Genomic DNA, 23,484 nt, shown 5'->3' on the forward strand with positions numbered 1-23,484 from the left:
CACTGCAATTAGACGACATCCCGGCGTCAAGCCACGGTACCCTTAGTTCGACTGTCTCTAGACTGAATAATCTGCCGGCCCCTGCTGTCGAACAGCTTGGCAGCCAGAAGACGGACCTCGTTCAAAACCTGATTGTCCTCCATAAATTTCACGGCAGATTTCACGCGCCCTCTCGAATGCTTCTTAAAGAGCGCCTCGGCGCCCGCCTCCATATACTTGGTTCGTTCCGCATCCGAGTAACTCTTGGACTTTGCATGAAATACGTAGGTATTCGTGGCCACGGCCAGTTCGAAGCCGGCGTCGGCGGCGCGAAAACAAAAGTCATTCTCCTCGCCATATCCGAACGGAAACGCACTCTCATCGAATTCGCCGATCGCATCCAGCACGGTTCGCCGAACACACAGACAGAACCCGTGAACCAAAGGCGTCAGCGGATATATTCCATTCCAGTTGGCTTCTAGATATTGATCCAAATCTTCCACAGTCATGTCTACGGGTAAAGGATTGATGGCCGTTTGCCCGACTGTTCCCTTGGTGCTGGGAACCGACTGAAAGCTTGCAGCATTCGAGAGAGGACCCACTATTCCGCGCGCATCGGAGCTGAAGAGAGCGGCTCGCAGTTTCTTAATGCCCGCAGGTGGCACAATCGTGTCGCTGTTAAGTAGAAAGACCGCATCCGCCTTCGACTGGCGGAGCCCTGCATTGACCGCCTTAGTGTAACCCCCACGCACGGTGAGCGGCACGATCTGATGCTCCAGCCAGGAGTACTCAAAGCGTTCGATGGCGGATTTGGTGGGCTTGTCGGATACGTCGTCGACCAAGATCAACCTGAAGTTCCGATCCTCCTGGTCAACTAGCGACCGGAGGCACTGCAAGACGTCATCTAACGCGTTGTGGACGCACACGACAACGTCCACCGTAGGCTCACGCGAACTGGCGCTCGGGCGCTTTGCGGATTTCTTTCGCTTTGCGCCCCTCCGATCCGATGCCGTCCCTTCTGCGAACGATACGCTTGCTGGCCGATACCACGGCTGATCCGACAGAGGACGACCGGGCCACTTGTTCATGCCGTGTTCGAACAGGCAGAAATCGGGAGCATCCCTCAGCGAAATGCGATCGGCGAATACGGGCTTCCAGCGAACCCCGCTCTTATAGATCGCATAATTGATGCTGATCTGATCTCGGCGGCTGTAGCGGTTCAATTCGTTCCACCAAACCCTGAACATCTCCCGGACTTCTTTTCGCTGCGCGAGGAAACAAAAGAAATTCGTTTCGATCAGCTGGCTCGAAGCCAATTCGGGAATGGTGACATACCGTCGGATCTGCTCGTTTATCAGTTCGGCTTCGTCCAGCTTCATCTCTTTGCATACCGAAGCTTCCTCAAAGCAGGTTTCCCGGAACGGATGAGCGATTGCCGCTAACGAAATGTCGCCTCCCAGCATCTTCAAATAGGGTTGGACAGATTTCCGAATAAGAACATTTGCGTCGAGCCAAATGACGTTCTCGTACTCGCCGACATAATTAATCAAATGAGTCTTGACATAACGCGCGCTCCGCCGCGGATCAGGGTCGCGATAGTCCGCCTGTACAATGTCAAATACACCGTACCCGTCTATTTGTCGGTCGCTGAAGCAGTAGTAGTCACAATCTTCCTCCAGAACCTCGGGAAGAAGCAAAGTGTCGAAATCTCCGAAAACAGCCGTGCAAACGGCGGTCCGCGCGAGCCCTCTATTTTTCCGGCTGGCCCGGTATCTGAGAATATCGTCGGTCCGATCTCGCTCGAGAGGCTTGTAGAGCCTCTTGGGATGATAGTAGCTCGTGAGATTGTGAGCGACGTCGATCGAGAAGCAGCTCACCTGATAGCCGAGAGTCAACGGAACGATACCCAGAAGCCTTTCAAGTGCATGAGCGAATGTTCCGTCTACCTGTCCCTCCTCAGGAGCAAACTCATCGAGCGTGAGCTTTGCGTTTAGGATCGGCGCAATCGCAGCCGGCCGCGCCCAGAAAAATGAGCCGGCTGGATAGTCCGGGCACACATCTCCTTCGTACTCTACCCCGATACGCTCGAGCGCTTCGTCGACGACGCCGCGGTTTTTACCCCAGTTTGGCTGGCTGCGGAGCGCTCCGTGGTATGGCGGCTGCAGTAACCCTAGACCCGGCCGGGTCTCGAACTGATTCAGGATCGACCGAACGGTTTCTTCCGACCCCAGGATGTGGTGACAAAGAAAGCGCCGCCAGTCGCTATGCGCGAAATTGTGCGTCGAGCGTTTTGAGTGCAGATGGCAAAACAGGTCGTACTTGGCTATCTCATCGACTATGTCCACGAACAGCGGCGCCATATCCCGGCCGCGATTTTCGCAATTCCAAACGTCGATCAGGTCGACATTCGGCAGCCGCCTTCGGAAGCGCGCTTCAATCTCGAGCAGATCGCTCACCGATTTGGGGGTAGATATGTAGAGATCGAAATCGATCGGAATGTTGGCGAGATAGCCGGCTAATTCTTCGGATAGTTCGGGATAGAACAAGTGCAGGTGGACTGCGATCTTGGGAGATCCGACAACTTTTGCATCGTGCGAGAACACCTGCTCGATTGGACCGTACTCAGGCACGCCAACCCGAAACAGCTTGGTTTGCCGGCCACGCAGCTCCGGTTTCGGAGCCCGTCCCTCCTTTTGTCCGAATAGAGCGAAATGGACTAGAGGATTCGCTTTGGAAGCCTTTACGTCCATATTTGCATCAATGTAGCCCTTGGTATCGAAGTCGGGCGAGGGATCGCGACCTTCGAGATACCCTATGTCGAAGTAATGCTTGAGCGGCCCGCCTGGATAGCCCGCCGCATCTGCGTACGTTTTTAAGTACCAGTCCGAATGCAGGAATGGATTGGGATCCCGATCGTGCAGGTGCAAGAGAAAGTCAGCCAGAGGCGTTTGGCCTTCCTTGAACGGACCATACTTGCTTGAATACCAAGCATGGGAGAACAAGGGGTTGGGAGACTGGTCCTTCAGCGAACCCACAAACACGTAGTGCAAGAGAGGGTTCCAGCCGAAGGCCTCCAGGTCGGAGTTGGCCAGCTTGTAAAATTTCAAATCGAAAATCGGATTTGGAGTTCGATTCTCTCGATACCCCTTGCCGTTGAAGTGAGCGAGAGGGTCGATTCCTGCACTCGCAACGTCCATATTTTTCGAAACATACCATTCAGGCGAGAAAAGGCCTGACTCCCTTACGAACGACGCCAACTTCGCCGGCGGAAAGTTCAGCTTGCCGCTCTTCACGAATTCTGCGGTTTCTCTGTTCTCGTTGATGCCCCTCAGCAAGAAGTGAGAAAAGGGGTTCATCCCGGCTTTTTTGATATCGGGGTATTTTGACAGGTACCATTTGGGAGAGAAATAGAAGCTTGGCTGAAGATGGGCAGCCCAGCCGACATCCCGAAAATGCTGCTGCGGAGTTTGATCTGGAGCCAAGGTGATAGAATTGAACCTAACGTACCACGCTGGATCGAAATACGGCGTCGCTTCGAACAGGTTTTCGATCTCTGCAAACGAGGTGTATTTAGACATTCTGATCATTCCGATTACTGACTAACTCGAAGATTGCTTCGCATGACAAATGCGATGCAAGAATCGAACCTCACAAGCCGTGCAGAAATTCCCTGCGAATGCCGAACGACTTCATGAAGGATCTGAGCCTCCGTCGCGCTGCGATCGGTGGCCGATCGCAGTCAGTCTCTGCCGCGCCACCTCATCGCCTCGCGCCGCGGCCTTCTCGTACCAAACCATCGCTGCCTCGACGTTCTGCGTCACGCCGTTTCCGGAATGGAGTGTGTCCCCAACCGCAACCTGTGCCGCCGTCATTCCCTGTTCGGCGGCCTGCTCGAACCATTCGAATGCCTTCCGCTGATCCTGCTTGCAGCCCTGCCCTTTCCCCAGCATCACGGCTAGGTTGTATTGCGCCGTCGCGTGGCCCTGGCGCGCTGCGGCCTCGTACCACGTCACGCCCCGGGCAAGGTCCTGCTCGACGCCCTGCCCGGTGCAATACATAACGGCAAGCTTGAACTGCGCCGCGGCGTTGCCGCCCTCGGCGGCCTTGACGATCCAGTTCGCCGCAGCCTGCGGATCCTTGAGGTCGCTCTTGGGATCGGAATACAGCAGCGCCAGCGTGTGCTGGGCCTCGACATGGCCGGCGCTTGCCGCACGCTTGAACCATTGCGCCGCGGCCGCAAGATCGACGGCGCCGCCGGACCTTCCCATATGCAGCCCGCCGAGTTGGAATGCCGCCGCGGGATGACCGACTTCGGCAGCGTCGGTCAAGAGCGTGCGTGCTTGCGCAAGACGCGCTTCGGATGGCTCTTGCTGGATCAGAAACACGGCATAGGCCGTCTTGGCATCGGCATCACCGGCATTGGCGGCCTTGCTCAGCCATTCCGCTGCGCGCACCTGGTCGCGCGGCACGCCGTTGCCCGCCGCGTAGAGCCGGCCGAGTTGCACACCCGCGGCGCTGATGCCGCCTTCGGACGCACGCTCGAACCACTTGATCGCGGTCGCGACATCGCGCGTCACGCCGTTGCCGTTGAGATAGAACACCGCAATGTTGTGGGCCGCCGTGGCGTGGCCGCTCTCGGCCGCGCGTTCGAACCATTTCGCCGCCTGGCGGATGCTGGGCGGGACGCCGGTGCCGGTGGCATAGAAGCGCCCGGTCAAGAATTGCGCCTGCGCGTCGCCGCGGTCGGCCGCCTTCTCGTACCAATACGCCGCCTCGCGCAGATCCGGTTCGGCTGAGGTGCCAAGCGCGTAGAACTCGGCCAATGCCTGGATCGCCGGCAGATAGTCTTTCCGCGCCGCCTTGCGCAACGCGGTCTCGGCCTTGTCGATATCCTTGGCAACGCCTTTGCCGGCGAGCCGCAACAGCGCGATGTTGTAGAGCGCGATCGTATCGTCATGGGCAGCAGCGCTCTGGAACAGTCGTGCAGCTTCGTCGGCATTCTCCGGAAGCCCGGTGCCCTTGAGGCACATGAACGCGAGCGCAACCTGCGCGCGGACATGTCCCTGCTCCGCGGCCTTGTGATACCAGATCGCCGCCTGCGCGAAATCAACGGGAACGCCGCGGCCCTGATAGTACACATCGCCGAGCGCGAATTCGCCGGACGCCGCCTTCTGCTCGGCCGCGGCCTCGTACCAGCGCAACGCGGTTGCGTGATCCTTCGTGCAGCCCCATCCGTTGGCGTACATGTCGCCGAGGATCGCCTGGGCCTCCGCCTTGCCGGCTTCCGCCGCCACCGACATCCAGAGGAAAGCGGCATCGATATCCTTGGGCACGCCGATTCCGTTCGGGAAGACCAGATCGTGCAGGTTGGTCGCCTTGTCACCCAAACGCGCCGCAGTGGACTGCCGCCACATCTCGGGCCTGTTCGGCCCGACCGTGGCCTTGACCCCATTGAGGTAGATCAGGCCAAGCTGAAATTGCGCTTCGGTATGTCCGTTCAGCGCGGCGCGTTCATACCACGCGACGGCGTCCGGAAGATTGCCGATAACACCCTCATTCCTCGCGTAGAGCAGCCCGATCCGGTAATCCGCTTCCGGATTGCCGGCTCGCGACGCGAGCCGCCAAAGGCGCAGCGCCTCGAGATATTGCCGGGCCTCATACGCCGCCAGCCCCCGTTCAAACTGCTTTGAGTCTGAACGGGACGAACCGGGCCGGAGCAAGTCGAGCAGGGATCGCGCCGACACCGTCATGGCTCGCGCATTGCCTCCTTTGCACTGCGCAGCATGCCGCCGAGCAGATACATCGCCACCGAGCGGGTGCCGACATTGACATCGCCCTGCAGCGTCATGCCGGGGATAAGGCGGAAGTTCGCCGGAACGTCCTTGAAGTTGGTCGCGTCGACCGAGCACCGCGCCTTGTAGTAGGCGTCGACGGGCTTGCCGTCATCATCGGTCGTGAAGGCGCCTTCGCTGATCCAGCGAACCTTGCCTTCCGCCGTGCCGTGCTCCGCCGCGTTAAAGGCATCGATCTTCATGGTGCAGGGGTCGTTCGGCCGCACGAAGCCGACATCGCGCGACAGGATCTGAATCTCGGCCTCGAGCCGCGTCTTGAGCGGCATCAGCGTAATGAAGGGATCGCCCGGCTTCAGCACCGATCCGACCGAGAGCTTGCCGAGGGTCAGAACGACCGACGGCTCGGCAGCGGTCCAGCGCACCAGGTCCTGATGCTTGATGGCCTTGTCATAGGATGCGCGGGCGGTATCCAGGCTGTTGCGCGTCGTGACCAGATCCTGGCTCAGCTGCGCGTTCCATTGCTCGATGAAGGCTCTGCGATCCGCTTTCAGCGAATCCAGCTGGTGTTGCGCCTCCAGCAGGCTGTTGTGCGTGTTGTCGATCTGGCGCAGCAACTCCAGGCGCGTGTCCTGCGACAGATACAGGTTCAGCTTGGACCCGCTGCCGCTTTCGGCAAGCGTCGAGCGCATGTCCTCGATCTTGCCGGCGATCTCGGCACGCTGAGCATATCGCTCGTCGTCCTTCTTCGCCTTCTGGATCGTCGCTTCGGTCTGACTGATCTTGGAATCGTAGCTGGTCACCTGCGCGTTGTACTGGGCAACACGCTGATCGTAGAGCGCCTTTTGCAAGGCGTTATACCTCGTAACTTCCGGATCCGTGGACTGGGCGAAGGACAACGGCTTGCCGGACAATTCAGCCTCGTCACGGGCGACCTGTGCGTCCAGGCTCGCAATCTGCGACTTGTACTGCGCCACATCGGCGGCGGTGAAGGTCGAGTCCAAGGTCGCGAGCAATTGTCCCGTCTCAACCTGCTGACCGTCCCGGACATCGATCGTCTTGATGATCGACGCGTCCAGGGCCTGCAGCACGTTGATCTGATCGACGGGAACGATCCTGCCGCTCGAGCTCGAGATCACCCGATCGACGCGCGTGAAGCACATGATCGCCACAACGGATAGCAGGAGCCCCGCCAGGAGGAACAGCGTCGCGCGCGCCAGCAACGGCTCGGCGGCTTCGCGGATGGCGTCGGTTTCGGACTGGAACTGGCGAACGGTCGCGAGCGACGCTTGATTACGAGACAAGGGTCGGGCTCCTGAAGTTCTTTTCGTTGCGGCCCGCCGGAACCAGGTGCGTATTCTGCTGGTACCAGAGCGAGCTATAGATGTCGTTTCGTTCCAGAAGCTCGTCGTGGCGGCCGATATCGTTAACTACGCCGCGATTGAGCACGAGGATCGCATCGGCCTTGGTCAGCGACGACAGGCGGTGCGAGATGATGATCAACGTGCGCCCTTGTGCAATCCGCGAAATGTTCGCGTTCACAATCGTCTCGCTCTCGGCATCGAGCGCGCTGGTCGCTTCGTCCAGGATCAGGATCGGCGGATTGACGATCAGTGCTCTTGCGATCGCAAGGCGCTGACGCTGGCCGCCGGAGAGATTGGTGGATCCCTCGTAGATATAGGTCTCATAGCCGCGCGGCAGCTTGTCGATGAATTCCTCGGCGCCGGCAAGGCGCGCCGCCCTGACAACGTCGTCGAAGGTCGCATCGGGCTTTGCCGCCGCGATATTCTCGCGGATCGTGCCGCTGAACAGGAAGTTCTCCTGCAACACGACGCCGATATTGCGCCGGAGATGGTCGACATCGTATTCGCGAACATCGACACCGTCGACCTTGATCAACCCGCCGTAGTCCGAGTGCAAGCGCTGCAACAACCGCGTGATCGTGGTCTTCCCCGAGCCACTCTTGCCCATCACGCCGAGCGTCGTACCGCGCGGAATCTCGAAGGAGACGTTGTTCAGCGCCGGCGACACCGCCCCCTTGTACTGGAAGGTGACGCCGGAGAATTCGACCAGGCCCTTCAGCGGAACCCTCACGCCATGTCCGGAACGTCCCTCCTCGGGCGGCTGATTGACCAGCCTGCCGACGATCGTGACCGCCGAGCGTGCCTCGTCATACTGGTTGATGAGCTGGGCCATCTGCATCAGCGGGCCGGCGACCCGCTGCGACAGCATCAGAAAGGCAAACAACGCCCCGACGTAGACCGGGTCGCCGCTGCTCAGGGCAAGGTAGACGCCGAACGCATAGGTACCGCTCACCGCCAACCGTTCCAACGGACGCACCAGCGTCTGGATGGCGGTTCCGGTCATGCCTTCCGCAAGACGCGCCTTGGCGACGCGCGCCACAAGCACATCCCACATGTGACGCTGTCGCGTATCGAGCGCCAGCGACTTGATCGTCCGCATGCCGTTCAGGCTCTGGATCAGAAATGCGCCCTGGGCGCCTTCAGCCGCTATAGTTGCCGCGGACTTCTTCCGATAGGTCGGCAGCATCAGGATAAGCCAGGCGACGATCAGGCCGACAAAGGCGAGAACCATCAGCGTCATGATCGGGCTGAAGAAGAACATGACGGGCAGAAAGAAAAACAGCGTCGTCGAATCGAGAATGGTTCCGAACAACTGCCCGGTCAGAAAGCCGCGAATCCGGAACACCTCGCGGATATCCCGCGAAATCAGGCCGACAGGGTTCTGTTCGAAATAGTCGATCGGAAGGTTGAGCACCTTTTCGAACACGTAGGTCGACAGTTTGACGTCAAGCCGTGCCGTCAGGCGCTGAACCAGATACTGGCGCAGGAACGAGAATGCCGCCTCGAACAGGATGATCACCAGCATCCCGATGCACAGCACGTAGAACGTGTTGTAGGCCTTGTAGAAGATCACCTTGTCCGAGAGCAGTCGCCAGAACGTGATCGGCGCCAGGCCCATGAAACCAAGGATCAGCGCAGCGATCGATACGTCGCGCAGGATGCGCCGTTCCCGGAACAGCAACGCGGTGACAAAGCCGAAGCTGAACGGCTGGGTCTCGTCCGAAATTTCGTAGTCGCGCTTGGCCATGACGACGTCGCCCGACCAGATGTCCTCAAAGCGCGGTTGATCGATGATCAGCAGCGCGTCCTCACTCGCGTTCGGATCCTGCAAGACCACCCGGGAGCTGTTTTCATCGCCCTCGAGGCGCAGCAATACCATGTGGCTGCCGTCGCGCAGCCGAACAATCGCCGGCAGCGCCCGCTTGAGGTGGCTCAGCCCCTGCCAATCCAGCGTGACGGCCTTGGCCGTCATGCCCGAGGAATTCGCACACTTCAGAAGCTCGGGCAGCGTGACTTCCTGGTCGCCCAGCAGATTGTCGTGGATCAGCTGGGTCGGCGTCAGGTGCAAACCGTGCTGCCGTGCCACGATGACGAGGCAGGCGAGACCCGAGGGTGGCAGCGCCTCCACCGAAGGTGCGCCGACGAGCGAGAGGTGTTTGGTCATGGAGGCCTCGGAGTTTCGACTGCGCATGATCACGGGGATCGGGCGAGTTATAACTTATCATTGTTAGTTCGCTAACGCAGCATTTTCAGCGCACCGGTCAAAAAAGATATTTGAGCGGCAGGCCCGAAAGCCGGTTTCGAACATTGCCGTGGAAGGTTAATCGCGGAACTTTATAACATTTAGCAACATCTGCGATTACGGGACGGCGGTCACCGTCTCCCGGAAGTCGAAACCGCAGGCCTCGAGCTGCGGCCGGATCCGCTCCTCCCGGGCCTGCGGCATCAGCGCCAGCGCGCAAATCTCGAAATTCCCGCTGCGGACGGAAACGGTCGGAAAGCCGGCGCTGAGCAGCAGGTTTCCCATCCGGTCGCACGAAAAGCCGGTTTTGTGCGCCATGTGGTGGCGCCCCTGCTCGATGGCGCCGGAGTGTCCGTAGATCATATCCAGCGGCCGGATCGGACCGGCCGGCGAGACATAGGCGATCGCGCCGAGGCCCCGGGTCAGCATGTGCTGAGCCACCGCCTCCAGGTCGGGCGACATGATCAGCGCGAAGCCGTCCGGTTTGAGGACTTCACGAAACTGGACAAATGTCGGGTGAACCTCATGGGCATAGAGATGCTCCATGACATGCGAGCACCAGATCGCATCGAACGAGGCCAGCGGGAACAAGAGGGAGAGGTCGGTGATCGACCCGACGACATCCGGGCTCACCTCGCCGTCGATGTCCAATCGAATCTCCTCCCACTCATGCGATGTCAGGAGCGGCTGGATCCGCTTGTTGACCGTCGATCCAGCGCCGGCATTCAGCATTTTCTTCTTGGCCAATTCGAGAGCTCCGCGGGGTTCGCGTGACGTCAATCGAGCACGCCTTTACAAAAGCTACGTGGTCCGAATGTGACGAACTAACTTCTAACATCCGCTGGCGGAGATGCCAGGCGGGGAACTTGTGATGGAGGGGAGCAGATTCGACGCGGATCGGTCGACAAAGTTCCGATCTTAACATTCGTATGCAGGAAATCGCCGCCTCAACTGGTGTCGAGACGGCGCTTCGCCTGATGCAAATCCGGGATCGATCCTCACAGCCTGGTGACCGTCGTTGAAGATCAGGTATTCAACGTTGCTGACCTGGGGCGCTTGATCGATCGTGGAGCTGATCGCGGCCTGGAGCTGCGTCTGGTTCAGGCTCTGCGTCACCGTCGATATAGCTCCTGCCAATCGCAAAAGCGCCGCCTCAACCAGAGTTGAGACGGCGCCTTTGCTTAGTTCAGGTTCGCTTGGTTCAGACTTGGGATATTACAGCTTGGTCGAGTGACCATCGTTGAAGATCAGGTATTCGATGTTGCTGATCTGGGTCACCTGGCCATTGCTGAAGTTGACGTCCAGAGAACCATCCTTGCCGGCAGTGATACCGGTCACGTCGGTCGAGGAATGATCGAGGAAGGTCAGGGAGTCCTTGCTGCCTGCGCCACCGTCGATGGTGTCGCTGCTGTGGAGGTTGGACAGGTAGAAGTAGTCCTGACCAGCGCCGCCGACCATCGACGCCGTACCGGTCGCGGAGCCGACGAACGAGTCGTTGCCGGCGCCACCAATGAGCGTCTGGGTACCCGACCCGGCGACGAGCGTGTCGTTGCCGGCGCCGCCGTACAGGGTGTCGTTGCCGGCACCGCCGTACAGCGAGTCGTTGCCGCCGCCGCCGTAGAGCGAGGTCGCGTGCGAGGCGTCGCTGCCCGAGTAGATGATGTCGTTGCCGGCACCACCGTATTCCGCAACGGTGCCGGTGCCGCCAACCAGCAGGTCGTTGCCGGCGCCGCCATACAGCGTATCGGCACCCGCACCGCCATACAGCGAATCGTTGCCTGCACCGCCCTCGAGGGTCGAGCCGTGCGACGCATCCGAGTTCGAGTAGAGCGCGTCGTTGCCGGCGCCACCGATGAGCTGATTGTTGCCCGAACCGCCGACCAGGACGTCATTGCCCTTGCCGCCCTCGAGGGTCGACGAGGTGCCGCCGTAAAGCGTATCGTTGCCGGAGCCACCGATCAGGGTGTCGGCGCCGGTGCCGACCAGCAGATCGTTGCCCGAGCCGCCGTCCAGCGTGCTGTGACCGGAGAGGTTGTCGACAATCACGTCGTTGCCGCGGCCGCCGACGAGCGAGTCGTGACCCGAACCGCCGAAGATCGTGTCGTTGCCGTTGCCGGCAAGAACCGTCGTGTCACCGGTGTTGTTGATGTAGATCTGATCGTTGCCGTTACCGGTCGCGACCAGCACCGGGGTGCTGCCGTTCACTGTCAGCGTGACGTCCTGGTTGGTCGCCTCGATGATCGCCTTCAGGTTGGCGTCGGTGTTAACAGTGTTATTTGCGTTGGTTTCGATGAGAACGTTGGCGTTCGGATCCGGGTTGCTGATGCCGGCCCCTTCCTGCACCGGAATCGTCGCGCCATTGTCCGGGCTGGTGTACCCGATCCCAGCATTGATCAGATAGTCAAGAATCTGTTGCTGGGTTGCATGATCGATTGTGCCGTGGATCGCTGCTTTGAGGTCCGTTTGGTCTAGATTGTAAGTCGCCATCGAGGTAGCCCCTGCTTGGGATACGAGGATTCAAGCCGCTCGCCCGCACTTAAGCCGTTGATTCACAACCGGTTTGTTGCGACGCAACCCAAAAGTGGACACACGTTACGAACTTGTTAAGTCCATTGTTAAGTCCGCAATTACGCAGTGTCAATCAGCAATGTGCTATTAACGTCTGGTTCCCTGAGACTTATGTGAGACTTAGCGCGATTTCGAATACGAAATAACATTCAATGCACACAACTCAGAAATGTTAGCCGCGACGCAAAAAAGGGTAGTGATTATACGGGGTTTCATCGGGTCCGCCGACCGCATCGGAGCGCGGAATTTTGCAGTCGTTGCGCTGCTTTCGACGCGATTTTTTGATCTGAAAAAATATTTCTGCGCCGCGTGAGAGCTTTTCCAAAAAAGCGTCAAACTTCACAACCGGCCAGCAAACTGACCGGCATTATTGCGCTTCCTGGTTGCGGATTGCCGCTCCGGGTCGGGCGGAAATCGCGTAATCGGCCGCAGATTCGAGGCGATTCCCTCACCGACCAGGGTCGGTGCGGAGCCATGTCGGATGCCGCACATAACAAATTAACACAGATTTGCCGCGAGTTGTTAGCAGCGCGGCCCGGCCGATGGCCTCCGATCGGGCAAGACGGCCACCGGCCGCGATCGTCCTCCGGTCGCGCGCGCGTAGACCGCCTCAAGCTGTCGAAGGTTCTCAGCCGGCGCGTAGAGTTCGAGGTAGGCGGCCCGTGCGGCCCGCCCCCAGTCCGCAGCAAGGTCCGCGGCGCCGAGGGTGTCGGCGATCGCGCGTCGGAGCGCAGCCGCATCGCCCGGCGGCACCAGCGCGCCGGTCCTGCCGGCACTCACCACCTCGGCAAGTCCGCCGATCTCGGAGGCAATCACCGGCGTGCCGCGCGCAAACGCCTCGACCACGACCATCGGAAAGCCCTCGTACCAGAGCGACGGCACGACCAAGGCCTGCGCTTTCGCCATTTCCCGCAGCACCTCCGCGCGCGAAAGCGCACCAAGGAACGTCACATCGCCGGACGCCCGCGCCGCGAGCGCGGCGCGCTCCGGGCCCTCGCCCACGATCCGCAGCCGCACGTCGGTCCCGGCAACGGCATCGAGCAGCACCCCGACGCCCTTCTCGCGGCTCAGCCGTCCGACATAGAGCAATCCGGCACGCGGCGCGGCCGGATCGGGCGCGCCGGGATCAGCCATGAAATTCGGCTTCACGTCGATCCGGTCCGCGTCGAAGCCGGCCTGCGCGAACAGGGTCTTGGCAAATTGCGTTAGCGCGATCAGGCGCAGCCCGGGACGCGTCCAGGTGCCGCGGCGCTGGTGCTGCGCGATCATGTAGGCCGAGGCCATCGAGCCGGCGAGCGATCCGCGGTAGCAGCGATGCGCAACGCCCCAGAGATGGCCGCGGTCCAGGCATTTGTGGCAGATGCGGCCATCCCGCAGCAACATGCCGCCGGTGCAGATGGTGCGATAATTGTGCAGCGTCACCACCGCGGGCACGCCCCTTTGCCGGCAGAGATCGAACACCGCGGGCGACAGCAGCGGAAAGAAATTGTGGACGTGCACGACTTCGGGGCGGAAGCGGTCGATCGCATCCGCCATGACCCTGCTGCCGTCCGCATTGTCGGCGATCGACAGCGTGGTCGCGATCCGCGCCGCAAGCGAATTGATCGTCTCGTTGCTGACCGTGAGGGTTTCCACACTGTGTCCCGCGCCGCGCAGCAGGCCGACTTCGGCCTCGAACACAACGTCCTCGCCGCCGCGCCCCTGAAATCTGTTGTGAGCGACCAGGATCTTCATGATCGGGGCGCCAAGTCTCGCGACCAGCGCAGCTCCGTCACCAGGCTTTGGCCGGCGGCAAGCGCACCGGAGCCGATCAGCGTGGTCGCCGGCACTTTCAGATCGAACGACGGCGAGTACCAGCCGGCGGGCACGGCCTCGTCACCACGATATGACGTCCAGCTGAGCCCGGCGGGCAGATCGAGCTCGCCGCGTCCGCCCGGCCATGCGAGCTGCGCCGTGCGCCCCTCGAGCCTGCATTCAACCTCGGGACCGAGATGCCAACTGAGGCTCGCCGGCACCGCACGTCTTTCGTCGCCAAATCCTTCATCCCCAAGCACAATATCGGTGACGACGAGCCGCGCCGCCTGACGCTGCAGATGCACCGAGCGGCGATGCACGAGACCCGCTTCGTCGCGATATCCCGTGTGCTCCGCGACCCAGCTCGCGTCTGCATCACGATTATCCAGGCCACTGGTCGCGATCAGCCGGCTCTGCGCATGCCGGGTCCAGAGGAACGGCCCGCCCGACACCGATTGGTCGCGCGCCAACAGGCAGAGCGTGTTGTGGCCCAGCGTGGAGCGGAAATAGGCGCGCCAGCGCGGATCGCCGTGATAGCAATAGGTGCCGGGGTCGGCGAGGACATCGACGCCGGCGATCCTGCATTCAAGCGACAGCGCATCGGCATGGGCATGCGCGGCGATCCGGCCGAAGCCGTGCGGACCGTGGTCGCAGCGGCACCAGACCGCGCGCTCGGCATCGACGAGAAAGGCTTGTCCTGCCTCAGCCAGCAGATGCGGACGGCGCTGCGGCCGTCCCGCGATCGCGCGCCCCGCGATGCCGTCGGTCAGCACAAAGCTGCGCAAATCGGACTCCGGCAATGGCGGCCACCACGGCAGATCGCCGAACAGGCGCGCGCCGGTGGCGAGCAAGCCGAGCCAGCGATTGCCGGCGTGATCGTCGAGCAGCAGGCCAATGCCGTCGTCGCCATCGCCCTGACGCGGCGGATGCGCGCGATCGTCCAGCATCGCGGCAATGACGTCGCTCATCCGGCACATATTGGCCCAGACCGCGTCGTCAAGCGGATGTCCCGACGCTTCGCCCTGCACCGCCGCGGCGAGCAAAAGTTCGAGGACAAAGCCGTGATAATCGGTGGCGAGCTCGGCGTTGCTGCCGCAGCCAAGGGTTTGCGCAACCGCCTCATGCGCCAGCGTCGCTGAGGATTGCGCACGCCAGCGCGCACTGTCGCGGAAACAGGGAAACACACAGGCCGCCACGAACTGTCCGGCAGCCTCCGCGATGATGTGGTTGTTGGCGGACGAGCCCCGGCTTGGAAACTGCGACAGCCAGTATTGATGGGCATAAAGCTGCGTCAGGAACTGATCGTTGTCCTCGAATAGCGCAGGCGCACCGGGCCAGCCCTGCAACAGCTGGCGCACCCAGGCCCAGGAGATCAGCCGCACGCCGAGCTCGATGCCGCTGATCCAGTGCGGACCGCAGGGAAATGGATTCTCGCGCCACCAGCTCGACAGGTGCTCGGCCACGCGGCTGGCGTAGCGTTGATCCGAGGTCAGGTAGTATGCGGACGCGAGCACCGTGAGATGGTGGTGACGCGACGGCTCCCAGATGTATTTGATGTTTCCGATCGCGGCTTCGTCGCGATACGGAACCGCAAACGCGTACGCACCAGCGGGCGCCCGCTTGCCGCTGCGGACATCGACGAACCAGTCGGGCCGTTCGCCGAGGGCATCATGATCCCTGGCAAAGATCCGCCAGTGTCCGGTGAGAACCCGGTTGGCGGACGCGATCAGCCGCTCGGCGGCTGGCTGCGGCGCGCGGTCCGGCGAAGGCAGCGGCTTCAGCCGCGGCTGCCGCGTGCCCGGCGCGAGCCTGATGCCGGTGCGCCGCGCGAGATCGGGCGGAGCGATCCGCCAAAGCTGGCGCAGCATTTGGTCGTTCACCCGTCCCGCAAGCTCGGACGGCTCCATGCGCCGCAGCCTGCGCAGATACCAGGCCGGATTCATCTCGCGCCGGTCGCGGCGCGCGCGGCGCCCTGCTCTGCGACGTCACGCGTCAGATCGACCGGCATGCCGGCGGCCGCGCTCTCCTGCACCGCAAGCGTTGCGCGGGTGGTCGCAAGCAGGGAATCCAGCCCGATCGGCATCGCGCTCCCCGCTGCGACAGCCGCGATGAAGGCATCCAGCATCGGCCGCTGGCCCTTGTCCAGCCGCGCTTTTTTCGTCGTCCGCTGTCCGGCGTGCCAGACCTCGAAGCCTGCGAAATTATCGAAGGCGGCAAAGCCGGTGCTTGCCGATATTTCGAGCGCCTCCTTCGGCACCCGTGGATCGCCGCCGGTGAGATAGCTGAGGCTCGCAACCGAGCCGTCGGCAAAGTCGAAGGTGGCGACGAGATTGTCGACATCCCTGCCCGCGGCGCGCGCGGAGACGCGCACCGGCTCAGTGCCGAGCCACCACGACAACACGTCGATGAAATGGCCGCCTTCGCCGACAAAGCGGCTGCCCTCGCTCTCGGCCTGCAAATACCAGGATGATTTCTCCAACGGGCCGGCGATGACCCGATACTGCAGGGTCTGCGGACCTGCCGGAGCGAATGCCGCGCGCATCGCTTGCAGCAGCGGCGAGAAGCGGCGGTTGAAGCCGACCATCAGCCTGTTGTTGCCGGTCTCGCGGATCACCTGCTCCAATTGGCCGAGCGAACCGGCATCGATCGCCAGCGGCTTTTCGACGAACACCGCCTTGCCGGCACGCAACGCTTGCACCGCAAGGCCGGCATGGGAGGCGTGGCGCGTCGCGATCAGCACCGCGTCGATGTCGTCGGCGCCGAGCACGGAGGCGGCATCGGTCGAGGCGCGCGCGAAGCCGAACTTGCGCACCGCGGTCGCGCCGCTCAAGCCGGTATTGGTGGCGACCTCGACCAGATCGACGCGTGCGTTGTTCGCGAGCTGCGGCAGCAGCATGCTGGAGGCATAATTGCCCGCGCCAATGACGCCGAGCCGCACCCGGCCGCTGCGCAGGGCAAGCGCCGGACGATAGGTCATCTGCATCGTGCGGGGAGCGGCGTCCGGATAGGCGAACACCATGCCGAGGCCGACTTCGCCCCGGCTCATGCGCTCAAATGCCGATGTTGCCTGCTCCAGCGGCACTGTTTCGGAAATCAGCGAGGAAAAATCGAGCCGTCCGTCGGCGAGCAGGGCTACGATCGCCTCCATGTTGCGCTTCTCGGTCCAGCGCACATGACCGATCGGATAATCGATGCCGCCCTCCTCGTAGAGCGGATCGTAGCGGCCGGGGCCGTAGGAGCGCGAAAAGCGAACGTCGAGCTCCTTGTCGTAGAATTCGTTCCACGGCAGGTTCAGCGTGCATTTGCCGATATCGACGATGCGGCCGCGGTCGCGCAGCAACGCCGCCGAACGCGATGCCAGCTCGGGATCGTCGCTGCCTGCGGTGATGAACACGCAATCGACGCCGTTGCCTGCGGTCAGCTGATCGATCCGGGCGCGAAAGGACGCCGCGCCATCGTCGGCTGCGACGGCGCAGGCCGCAGCCCCCGCAGACTCGGCCTGCCGACAGCGCGCCTCCAGCCTGTCGAGCCCCGTGACCACGACTCCGGCGCCGCGCAGCAGGCGCACCATGATCTGCCCGATCAGGCCAAGGCCGATCACGCAGGCGGTCTCGCCGAAACGGATCTCCGACTGGCGCATCGCCTGCAGCGCGATCGACGCGATGGTGGTGAAGGCGGCCTGGTCGAGCGCGGCGCTGTCCGGCAGCGGCACGCAGAGGTTGACCGGCACCCAATTGTATTCGGCGTGGGTCGCATATTGATTGCCGCCGCAGCAGACCCGCTGTCCGACCGAGAAGCCGCCGACGCCCTCGCCCACTTCGACGACGGTGCCCGACAGCGAGTAGCCGAGCGGCGTGTAGGAATCGAGCCGGTTCATCACCTTCTGGTAGGTCGCAAGCAATCCCTGCTGGCGGACCGAGCGCGCCACCTTGGCGACCTGATCGGGCCGCGCGCGCGCCTTGCCGAGCAGCGACAGGCGGCCTTCGGTGAACTTCATCATCTCGGTGCCGGTCGACACCGCCGAGAATGCCGTGCGCACCAAAACCCCGCCGGGGCGGCAGCGCGGCGCCGGCACATCGATCAGCTTGAGCTCGCCGCTCTTATAGTTCTGCGCGATCTGCTTCACAGTCGGTCAATCGCCTCACGTTAACAGCGCCCTTGTATCGCGCCCGCCGCCTGCAATGAAGCCAAGAACATCGATATAGTTATCCCGCGGCCGGGGTTTAACATCGTTATCATTCCAGCAACAGCACCGGTTTCGGCGAGATCTCGACCTCGCCATTGGCGACAGCTCCTTCGCCGCCGTCGAGACCCTGGTAACGGCTGAAATGCGGATCGACCCGGGTGAGCGACCGGCCCTTGGTGCTCCAGAGGATCAGGCCGTTGCGGCCATCCGGCATGCGAAGCTCGACCCGCCACGTCGACGGCGACGTCCTGCCTGCGGCCACGACGCTGGCGCCGACCAACCACGACTGGACCGTGCGGTAGGCAATTCCGCTCGGAAGCAGCCCGCGTGCCGGATCCCATAATTTTCCAAAGTCGCTGCCGCCGCCGGCAAACTCGTACCAATAGAACCGGTCGACGCCGCTGATCCATTTCAGGATGTAGGCCCGCGCCAGGCACCCGTCCGGATTGTCCTCATAGGACGACCAGCCCGCCTCGGTGTCCCAGATCGGCCGTGCCGGGAGATCGTGCGCGGCGAGGATCTGCTTGAAGCGCGCAATGATGCCAATCACCGCTTCGGGTTCGCTGCTATAGCCGTGGAAGGCGAACACATCGGCATATTGGCCGCCGCCTTGCGCCATGAAGCCCTTTTGCCAGCGATATCCGTCGGGTGTGCCGTTGGACGGCGGCGTCAGCACGATCAGATCGGGATCGGCGCCCTTGATGATCTCGTAGGCCCGCTTCTGCATCTGGACCATGGTGGCGATATCGCCCGAGTAATATTTGGGATCTTCCGGCTCGTTCCAGATTTCCCAGTATTTGATGCGTCCGGCGGCGCGTGTGACGGCGGCGCGCACCCATTGATCCCATGACGCCAGATCGGCAGGTGGCGAGCTTGCGCCGGGTGTGAACGCCGGCGGCGCATCCTTCACCGACGCGGCCCAGCGCGGCGTGAAGGCGAGATTGAGCACGATATCGACGTGCTCGCGCTCCGCCGCCGCAAGGATGGCGTCGAAGCGCGCCCAGTTATAGATCCCGGGCGCCGGATTGATCTGCGCCCAGTAGATCGCGCCCCACAGCCGAACGCCCTCGAATTTCAGTTCAGGCCAGGGTTGCGATTGCCCGATCGCGTTGACCGTCATGCCGAACAGCGTCGGCGGGACCACCGCGTTCAGACGGCTCGCAACGAGCGCATCGTTTGAGGTCGAGCCGGCCCACAGCAACGGCCATTTGTAGGCCAGCGGCGCGAGCGCGCTCAAAACCAGGGCAATCAACGCCCTTTGACCCCATTCCCTCACTTTGCCTGCCATGTCCTCGTCTCGTCGCCGTCACATCCGCGCCGGGATTGCTAAGTGCAAGTCGCGCATGTTAATGCCGATGTTAGTCGGATTGTGATGTTGTTAGGTCAATGGTATAGATCATCGCAGATGTCGAGAGCTGAACCATCACCGCGGCGGATCCTGATCGTCGTCGAGAACCTTCCGGTTCCTTTCGATCGCAGGGTGTGGTGCGAGGCAACGTCGCTGCGGAAGGCGGGCTATCAGGTTTCGGTGATCTGCCCGATGGGCCGCGGTCACGACGAAGCCTACGAATGTCTCGAGGGCATTCACATCTACCGCCATCCGATGCCGGTGGAAGCACGCGGCATCGCCGCCTATCTCATCGAGTATCCGGTCGCACTGTTCTGGGAAACCTGGCTTGCGATCAAGGTGGCGTGGAAGCACGGCTTCGACGTGATCCAGGGCTGCAATCCGCCCGACCTGATCTTCCTGATCGGCCTGTTGTTCAAGCTCGGCGGCAAGCGCTTCGTGTTCGATCATCACGACGTCAATCCCGAGCTCTATGAGGCGAAATTCGGCCGACGGGACTTTTTCTGGCATCTGTTGCGGCTGGTCGAATATCTCACCTTCAAGACGGCGAGCATCTCGATCGCGACCAACGAATCCTATCGCGAGATCGCGGTCACGCGCGGCGGCATGCCGGCCAACCGGGTTTTCGTGGTGCGCTCCGGCCCCAACCTCGAGCGGGTGCGCTTGCGCCCAGACGATCCGGCGTGGCGCCGTGGCCGGCGCTACAGCGTCGGCTATGTCGGCGTGATCGGCCAGTCGGAAGGCATCGATTTGCTGCTGCAGTCGATCGGCCATATCGTGCACGATCTCGGACGCACCGACATCCAATTCAACATCGCCGGCACCGGGCCGGAATGGAACGCGGTGGTCAGGCTCTGCGAGGAGATGCAGCTCTCCGACTATGTGAACTTCACCGGCGCGATCGCCGACGATGCGCTGTTCACGATGCTCTCGACCGCCGATGTCTGCGTCAATCCGGACCGCGTGACGCCGATGAACGACATCTCCACCATGAACAAGATCATGGAGTACATGGCGCTGGGACGGCCGATCGTGCAGTTCGACGTCCGCGAGGGCCGCCGCTCGGCGCTCGATGCCTCGCTCTATGCAGCGAAGAACGACCCGCAGGATTTCGCCAGCAAGATCATGACGTTGATCGACGATCCGTCGCGGCGTCAGACGATGGGCGCGTTCGGCCGCAGCCGCGTCGAGCGCGCACTGTCCTGGAGCCATGAGGAGCCGAAGCTGCTCGCGGCCTATGAGGCGCTGTTCGCCGAGAAGGCCTCGGAGAGCCGTGCGCCACGCGCGAGCGCAACCGCGGAACGGCCGACCTCACAAGCCTCCGGCGTCAACGCCAATGCGGCCGCCGGGCGGGCCTCGCGTTGAACGCGCTGTCGCCTCACTCACGCCAAGCGCGCCGCGGCCACGCGCGCGTTTCCAAGCTGTTGAAGGTCGAAGCATGAATGTCAGCATATTCGGCCTGGGTTATGTCGGAACGGTGTGTGCCGCCTGTTTCACGGAGCTCGGCCACCAGATCATCGGCGTCGACAAGAGCGTGGCGAAGGTCGACCTGATCCGCGACGGCCGATCGCCTGTCATCGAGCCGGGCATATCCGACAAGGTGGCGCGCGCGGTCTCAGCCGGCCAGTTGACCGCGACCACAAACGCCACCGAGGCGATCGTCAACAGCGACATCTCGATGGTCTGCGTCGGCACGCCCTCCTCCGGCAACGGCAATCTCGACCTCACCGCGATCCGGCAGGTCGCAATCGAGATCGGCCGCGGGTTGCGTGCGAAGAACGCGCCGCATACCGTGACGATCCGCTCCACCGTGCTGCCCGGCACCACCCGCGGCACCGTCGGGCCGCTGATCGAGGAAGCCTCCGGCAACAGGATCGGCCGCGATTTCGACCTCGCCTTCAATCCCGAGTTCCTGCGCGAAGGCTCAGCGATCGCGGATTTCAACGCGCCGTCGAAGACCGTGGTCGGCGCCTTCAACCAGGAAACCGCCGATCGCGTCATGGCGCTTTACAAGGACCTGCCCGGCGCCAAGATCACGCCGCCGGTCGAGACCGCGGAACTTGCCAAATATGTCGACAACAGCTGGCATGCGCTGAAGGTCAGCTTCGCCAACGAGATCGGCACCATCGCGAAGACATTCGGCATCGACGGCCGCGACGTCATGAACATCTTCATGCAGGACACGCGGCTCAACATCTCGCCGGCATACTTGCGGCCGGGTTTTGCGTTCGGCGGCTCGTGCCTGCCCAAGGACGTCAAGGCGCTGAAGCATCTGGCGCACAGCCGCGGGCTGTCGACGCCGGTGCTCGAAAGCATTCTGCCGAGCAACGACATGATCATGTCGCGCGGAGCCGACTGGATCCTGTCGCACGAGGGGCGCCGCATCGCCTTCCTCGGCATCAGCTTCAAGGCCGGTACCGACGACGTGCGCGACAGCCCGTTCGTCGAACTGGTCAAGAGTCTGCGCGGCGAACGGCGGGAAATCCGGATCTATGACCCCAATGTGCAGCTGTCGCAGCTGATCGGCGCCAACCGGGACTTCCTGATGCGCAACCCGGACCTGGTCGGCCTGCTGCATGACGACGTGGAGGCGACGATCGAATGGGCCGATATCATCGTGCTGACGACGGCCGATCCGCGCTTCGTCGCGGCACTGACGGCAAGCCGTCCCGACCAGACCGTGCTCGAACTGGCTGATATCGGACTGCCCGACGAAGTCAGCGCCAGAGTGAGTGGCTTCCATTGGTAGGGATGACCATGGCGACCATGGCCGAGACCCGCGACCGACCCGAAATCCGCTTCCACGACGAGATCTCGTCGGGATGGGAGGCACTGCATCAGAGCCGCACCTTCAGGGCGCGCACTACCGCGATGTTTGGCCTGCTCGGGAATGCGGAGCTCAACGGCCAGCGCTGGCTGGATGCGGGTTGCGGCACCGGAACGCTGTCGCGCCTGCTCGCCGCGCGCGGCTGCGACGTCACCGGCGTCGACGCCTCGCCCGAGATGATCGCGGCGGCGCGCCGCCGCCTCGCCGACCTACCGGCCGAACGGCTGACCTTCCGGCAGATCCCGACCATCGCAAACCTGCCCTTCGCCGATCGATCGTTCGATGGCGTGCTGTGCGCGAGCGTGCTGGAATATGTCCCGGACGTGGCGCAGTGCCTCCGCCAGATCCATCGCGTGCTCAGGCCCGGCGGCGTGCTGCTGGTCTCGATCCCGAACCGCGGATCGCTGCTGCGCCGGGGCTACAAGCTCGCGCACGCGGCATCGTCACGCGTGACGGCGCGGCCGTTGTTCCGCTACCTTGCCTTCTCCAAATTCGACACATCGCCGGCCACAATGCAGGGCCTGCTGCGACAGCATGGCCTCACGATGCTCGACTCAAGCTTTGCCGGATCCCCGCTGCCGCCGGCACTCGATCGCCGGCCGGCGGTCGGCACGCTGATCAACATCCTGGCCCGCCGCGATAATTGACGCGGCAGGCGGACGCCCGTCGCAAATCTTGATCGCCATCAGCGACTTGGTCATGCCGAGATAGCGTTCGCGATAGATTTTCGCGTCCGGAAAGGTTTCCGTCATCTCGCGCCAATCGAACAGGTGCCAGTCGGGCGCGGTCCGCTTGAACCAGAAGCGGTTGAAGGTGTCGATCAGCGTGATTTGCAGCCGCCGCGGCAGCAGCACGATGATCCCGGGCAGCCAGGTATGGCTCTCGATCGGAAAGTACCGGTACGGCGTCTGCACGTAGAACGATTTTGCGATCCGCGAGATCTCGCCGGCAAAGCGGTTCTGGTGCTCGCGCGCGACATGCAGGAAATCTGCGTCGCTTGCGATCCTCACCACGTCCTGCTTCGGCCCGGTGACGTGCTCGATCACCGACGAGCAGAAGCAGAAGTCGAACGCCTGATCATCGAACGGCAGGCGCTCGGTCTCCTGCAGCAGCACAGTCTTGAAGCCGAAGCGCTCGCGCGCAGCTTTCAGATCGTCAGCCGCGATGTCGCAAACCGTGATGTCGCTATGGCGCGGCAGGATCGCGCGGATGTGCCGGCCGGTGCCGCCGCCGAGATCGAGGATCTTCGCATCGAGCGGCAGGTTCACGGTGCGGACGAGGAACTCGCCGCGCCGCTGGCGTGCCGCACTGGAAAATCGGGCCTGAATGACGCCCAGCACGATCAGCCTCCTGCTTTCGGTCGCACCGATCCAGCACGACGCATGCG

General features: G+C 62.5%; 14 protein-coding genes. 3 read left to right on the forward strand and 11 right to left on the reverse strand.

Annotation, left to right across the window (positions count from 1 at the left end; genetic code table 11):
- Window positions 1-26 precede the first annotated feature (26 nt).
- The 10 genes from ACVW17_RS32890 to ACVW17_RS32935 all read right to left on the reverse strand — a co-directional run bounded on the left by ACVW17_RS32890 (window position 27) and on the right by ACVW17_RS32935 (window position 19,210).
- Window positions 27-3,557, reverse strand: coding sequence for a rhamnan synthesis F family protein (locus tag ACVW17_RS32890; RefSeq protein ID WP_456755744.1), 3,531 nt, complete (start codon window positions 3,555-3,557; stop codon window positions 27-29).
- A gap of 111 nt (window positions 3,558-3,668) precedes the next feature.
- Entirely contained in the window at window positions 3,669-5,723 is a 2,055-nt protein-coding gene (locus ACVW17_RS32895; protein ID WP_456755745.1) for an SEL1-like repeat protein, read from the reverse strand.
- 2 nt (window positions 5,724-5,725) lie between these two features.
- The gene (locus tag ACVW17_RS32900; protein ID WP_456755746.1) at window positions 5,726-7,072 is read right to left on the reverse strand and encodes an HlyD family type I secretion periplasmic adaptor subunit; all 1,347 of its coding nucleotides are present in this window, start codon (window positions 7,070-7,072) and stop codon (window positions 5,726-5,728) included.
- Window positions 7,062-9,296 carry a peptidase domain-containing ABC transporter gene (locus tag ACVW17_RS32905; protein WP_456755747.1) on the reverse strand — a complete coding sequence of 745 codons (2,235 nt, stop codon included), beginning with the start codon at window positions 9,294-9,296 and terminating at the stop codon, window positions 7,062-7,064. The genes ACVW17_RS32900 and ACVW17_RS32905 overlap by 11 nt, the downstream gene beginning before the upstream one ends.
- Window positions 9,297-9,491: 195 nt before the next feature.
- Window positions 9,492-10,106, reverse strand: coding sequence for a class I SAM-dependent methyltransferase (locus tag ACVW17_RS32910; RefSeq protein WP_456756582.1), 615 nt, complete (start codon window positions 10,104-10,106; stop codon window positions 9,492-9,494).
- A gap of 483 nt (window positions 10,107-10,589) precedes the next feature.
- Window positions 10,590-11,861 (reverse strand): calcium-binding protein, encoded by a 1,272-nt coding sequence (locus tag ACVW17_RS32915; protein ID WP_456755748.1) that lies wholly within the window; start codon window positions 11,859-11,861, stop codon window positions 10,590-10,592.
- 603 nt (window positions 11,862-12,464) lie between these two features.
- Window positions 12,465-13,676, reverse strand: a complete 1,212-nt coding sequence (locus ACVW17_RS32920) for a glycosyltransferase (RefSeq protein WP_456755749.1) — start codon at window positions 13,674-13,676, stop codon at window positions 12,465-12,467.
- On the reverse strand, window positions 13,673-15,679 hold the full coding sequence (locus ACVW17_RS32925) for an alginate lyase family protein (protein ID WP_456755750.1): 2,007 nt from the start codon (window positions 15,677-15,679) through the stop codon (window positions 13,673-13,675). Before ACVW17_RS32925 ends, ACVW17_RS32920 begins: the two co-directional genes overlap by 4 nt.
- Window positions 15,676-17,862, reverse strand: a complete 2,187-nt coding sequence (locus ACVW17_RS32930) for a bi-domain-containing oxidoreductase (protein WP_456755751.1) — start codon at window positions 17,860-17,862, stop codon at window positions 15,676-15,678. The genes ACVW17_RS32925 and ACVW17_RS32930 overlap by 4 nt, the downstream gene beginning before the upstream one ends.
- Before the next feature lie 109 nt (window positions 17,863-17,971).
- A complete protein-coding gene (locus ACVW17_RS32935) occupies window positions 17,972-19,210 on the reverse strand; it encodes a glycosyl hydrolase (RefSeq protein WP_456755752.1) in 1,239 nt (412 codons plus the stop codon).
- A 117-nt stretch (window positions 19,211-19,327) separates the two neighbouring features.
- Here ACVW17_RS32935 and ACVW17_RS32940 point away from each other — a divergent pair, with 117 nt between their 5' ends.
- The 3 genes from ACVW17_RS32940 (at window position 19,328) to ACVW17_RS32950 (ending at window position 22,744) form a co-directional block, all read left to right on the forward strand.
- A complete protein-coding gene (locus tag ACVW17_RS32940; protein ID WP_456798324.1) occupies window positions 19,328-20,635 on the forward strand; it encodes a glycosyltransferase family 4 protein in 1,308 nt (435 codons plus the stop codon).
- A gap of 73 nt (window positions 20,636-20,708) precedes the next feature.
- The gene (locus tag ACVW17_RS32945; RefSeq protein WP_456755754.1) at window positions 20,709-22,019 is read left to right on the forward strand and encodes a nucleotide sugar dehydrogenase; all 1,311 of its coding nucleotides are present in this window, start codon (window positions 20,709-20,711) and stop codon (window positions 22,017-22,019) included.
- A gap of 8 nt (window positions 22,020-22,027) precedes the next feature.
- On the forward strand, window positions 22,028-22,744 hold the full coding sequence (locus ACVW17_RS32950) for a class I SAM-dependent methyltransferase (protein WP_456755755.1): 717 nt from the start codon (window positions 22,028-22,030) through the stop codon (window positions 22,742-22,744).
- Here ACVW17_RS32950 and ACVW17_RS32955 read toward each other — a convergent pair.
- On the reverse strand, window positions 22,652-23,437 hold the full coding sequence (locus ACVW17_RS32955) for a methyltransferase domain-containing protein (RefSeq protein ID WP_456755756.1): 786 nt from the start codon (window positions 23,435-23,437) through the stop codon (window positions 22,652-22,654). The genes ACVW17_RS32950 and ACVW17_RS32955 overlap by 93 nt on opposite strands.
- Window positions 23,438-23,484: the final 47 nt, after the last annotated feature.

This window comes from Bradyrhizobium sp. USDA 4473, from assembly GCF_054063335.1.

Bases quoted from the DNA above. Each gene is read 5' to 3' on its own strand.
- ACVW17_RS32890 (WP_456755744.1), bottom strand. From the start codon at position 3,557: ATGTCTAAATACACCTCGTTTGCAGAGATCGAAAACCTGTTCGAAGCG.
- ACVW17_RS32905 (WP_456755747.1), bottom strand. From the start codon at position 9,296: ATGACCAAACACCTCTCGCTCGTCGGCGCACCTTCGGTGGAGGCGCTG.
- ACVW17_RS32910 (WP_456756582.1), bottom strand. From the start codon at position 10,106: ATGCTGAATGCCGGCGCTGGATCGACGGTCAACAAGCGGATCCAGCCG.
- ACVW17_RS32915 (WP_456755748.1), bottom strand. From the start codon at position 11,861: ATGGCGACTTACAATCTAGACCAAACGGACCTCAAAGCAGCGATCCAC.
- ACVW17_RS32920 (WP_456755749.1), bottom strand. From the start codon at position 13,676: ATGAAGATCCTGGTCGCTCACAACAGATTTCAGGGGCGCGGCGGCGAG.
- ACVW17_RS32925 (WP_456755750.1), bottom strand. From the start codon at position 15,679: ATGAATCCGGCCTGGTATCTGCGCAGGCTGCGGCGCATGGAGCCGTCC.
- ACVW17_RS32935 (WP_456755752.1), bottom strand. From the start codon at position 19,210: ATGGCAGGCAAAGTGAGGGAATGGGGTCAAAGGGCGTTGATTGCCCTG.
- ACVW17_RS32940 (WP_456798324.1), top strand. From the start codon at position 19,328: ATGTCGAGAGCTGAACCATCACCGCGGCGGATCCTGATCGTCGTCGAG.
- ACVW17_RS32945 (WP_456755754.1), top strand. From the start codon at position 20,709: ATGAATGTCAGCATATTCGGCCTGGGTTATGTCGGAACGGTGTGTGCC.
- ACVW17_RS32950 (WP_456755755.1), top strand. From the start codon at position 22,028: ATGGCGACCATGGCCGAGACCCGCGACCGACCCGAAATCCGCTTCCAC.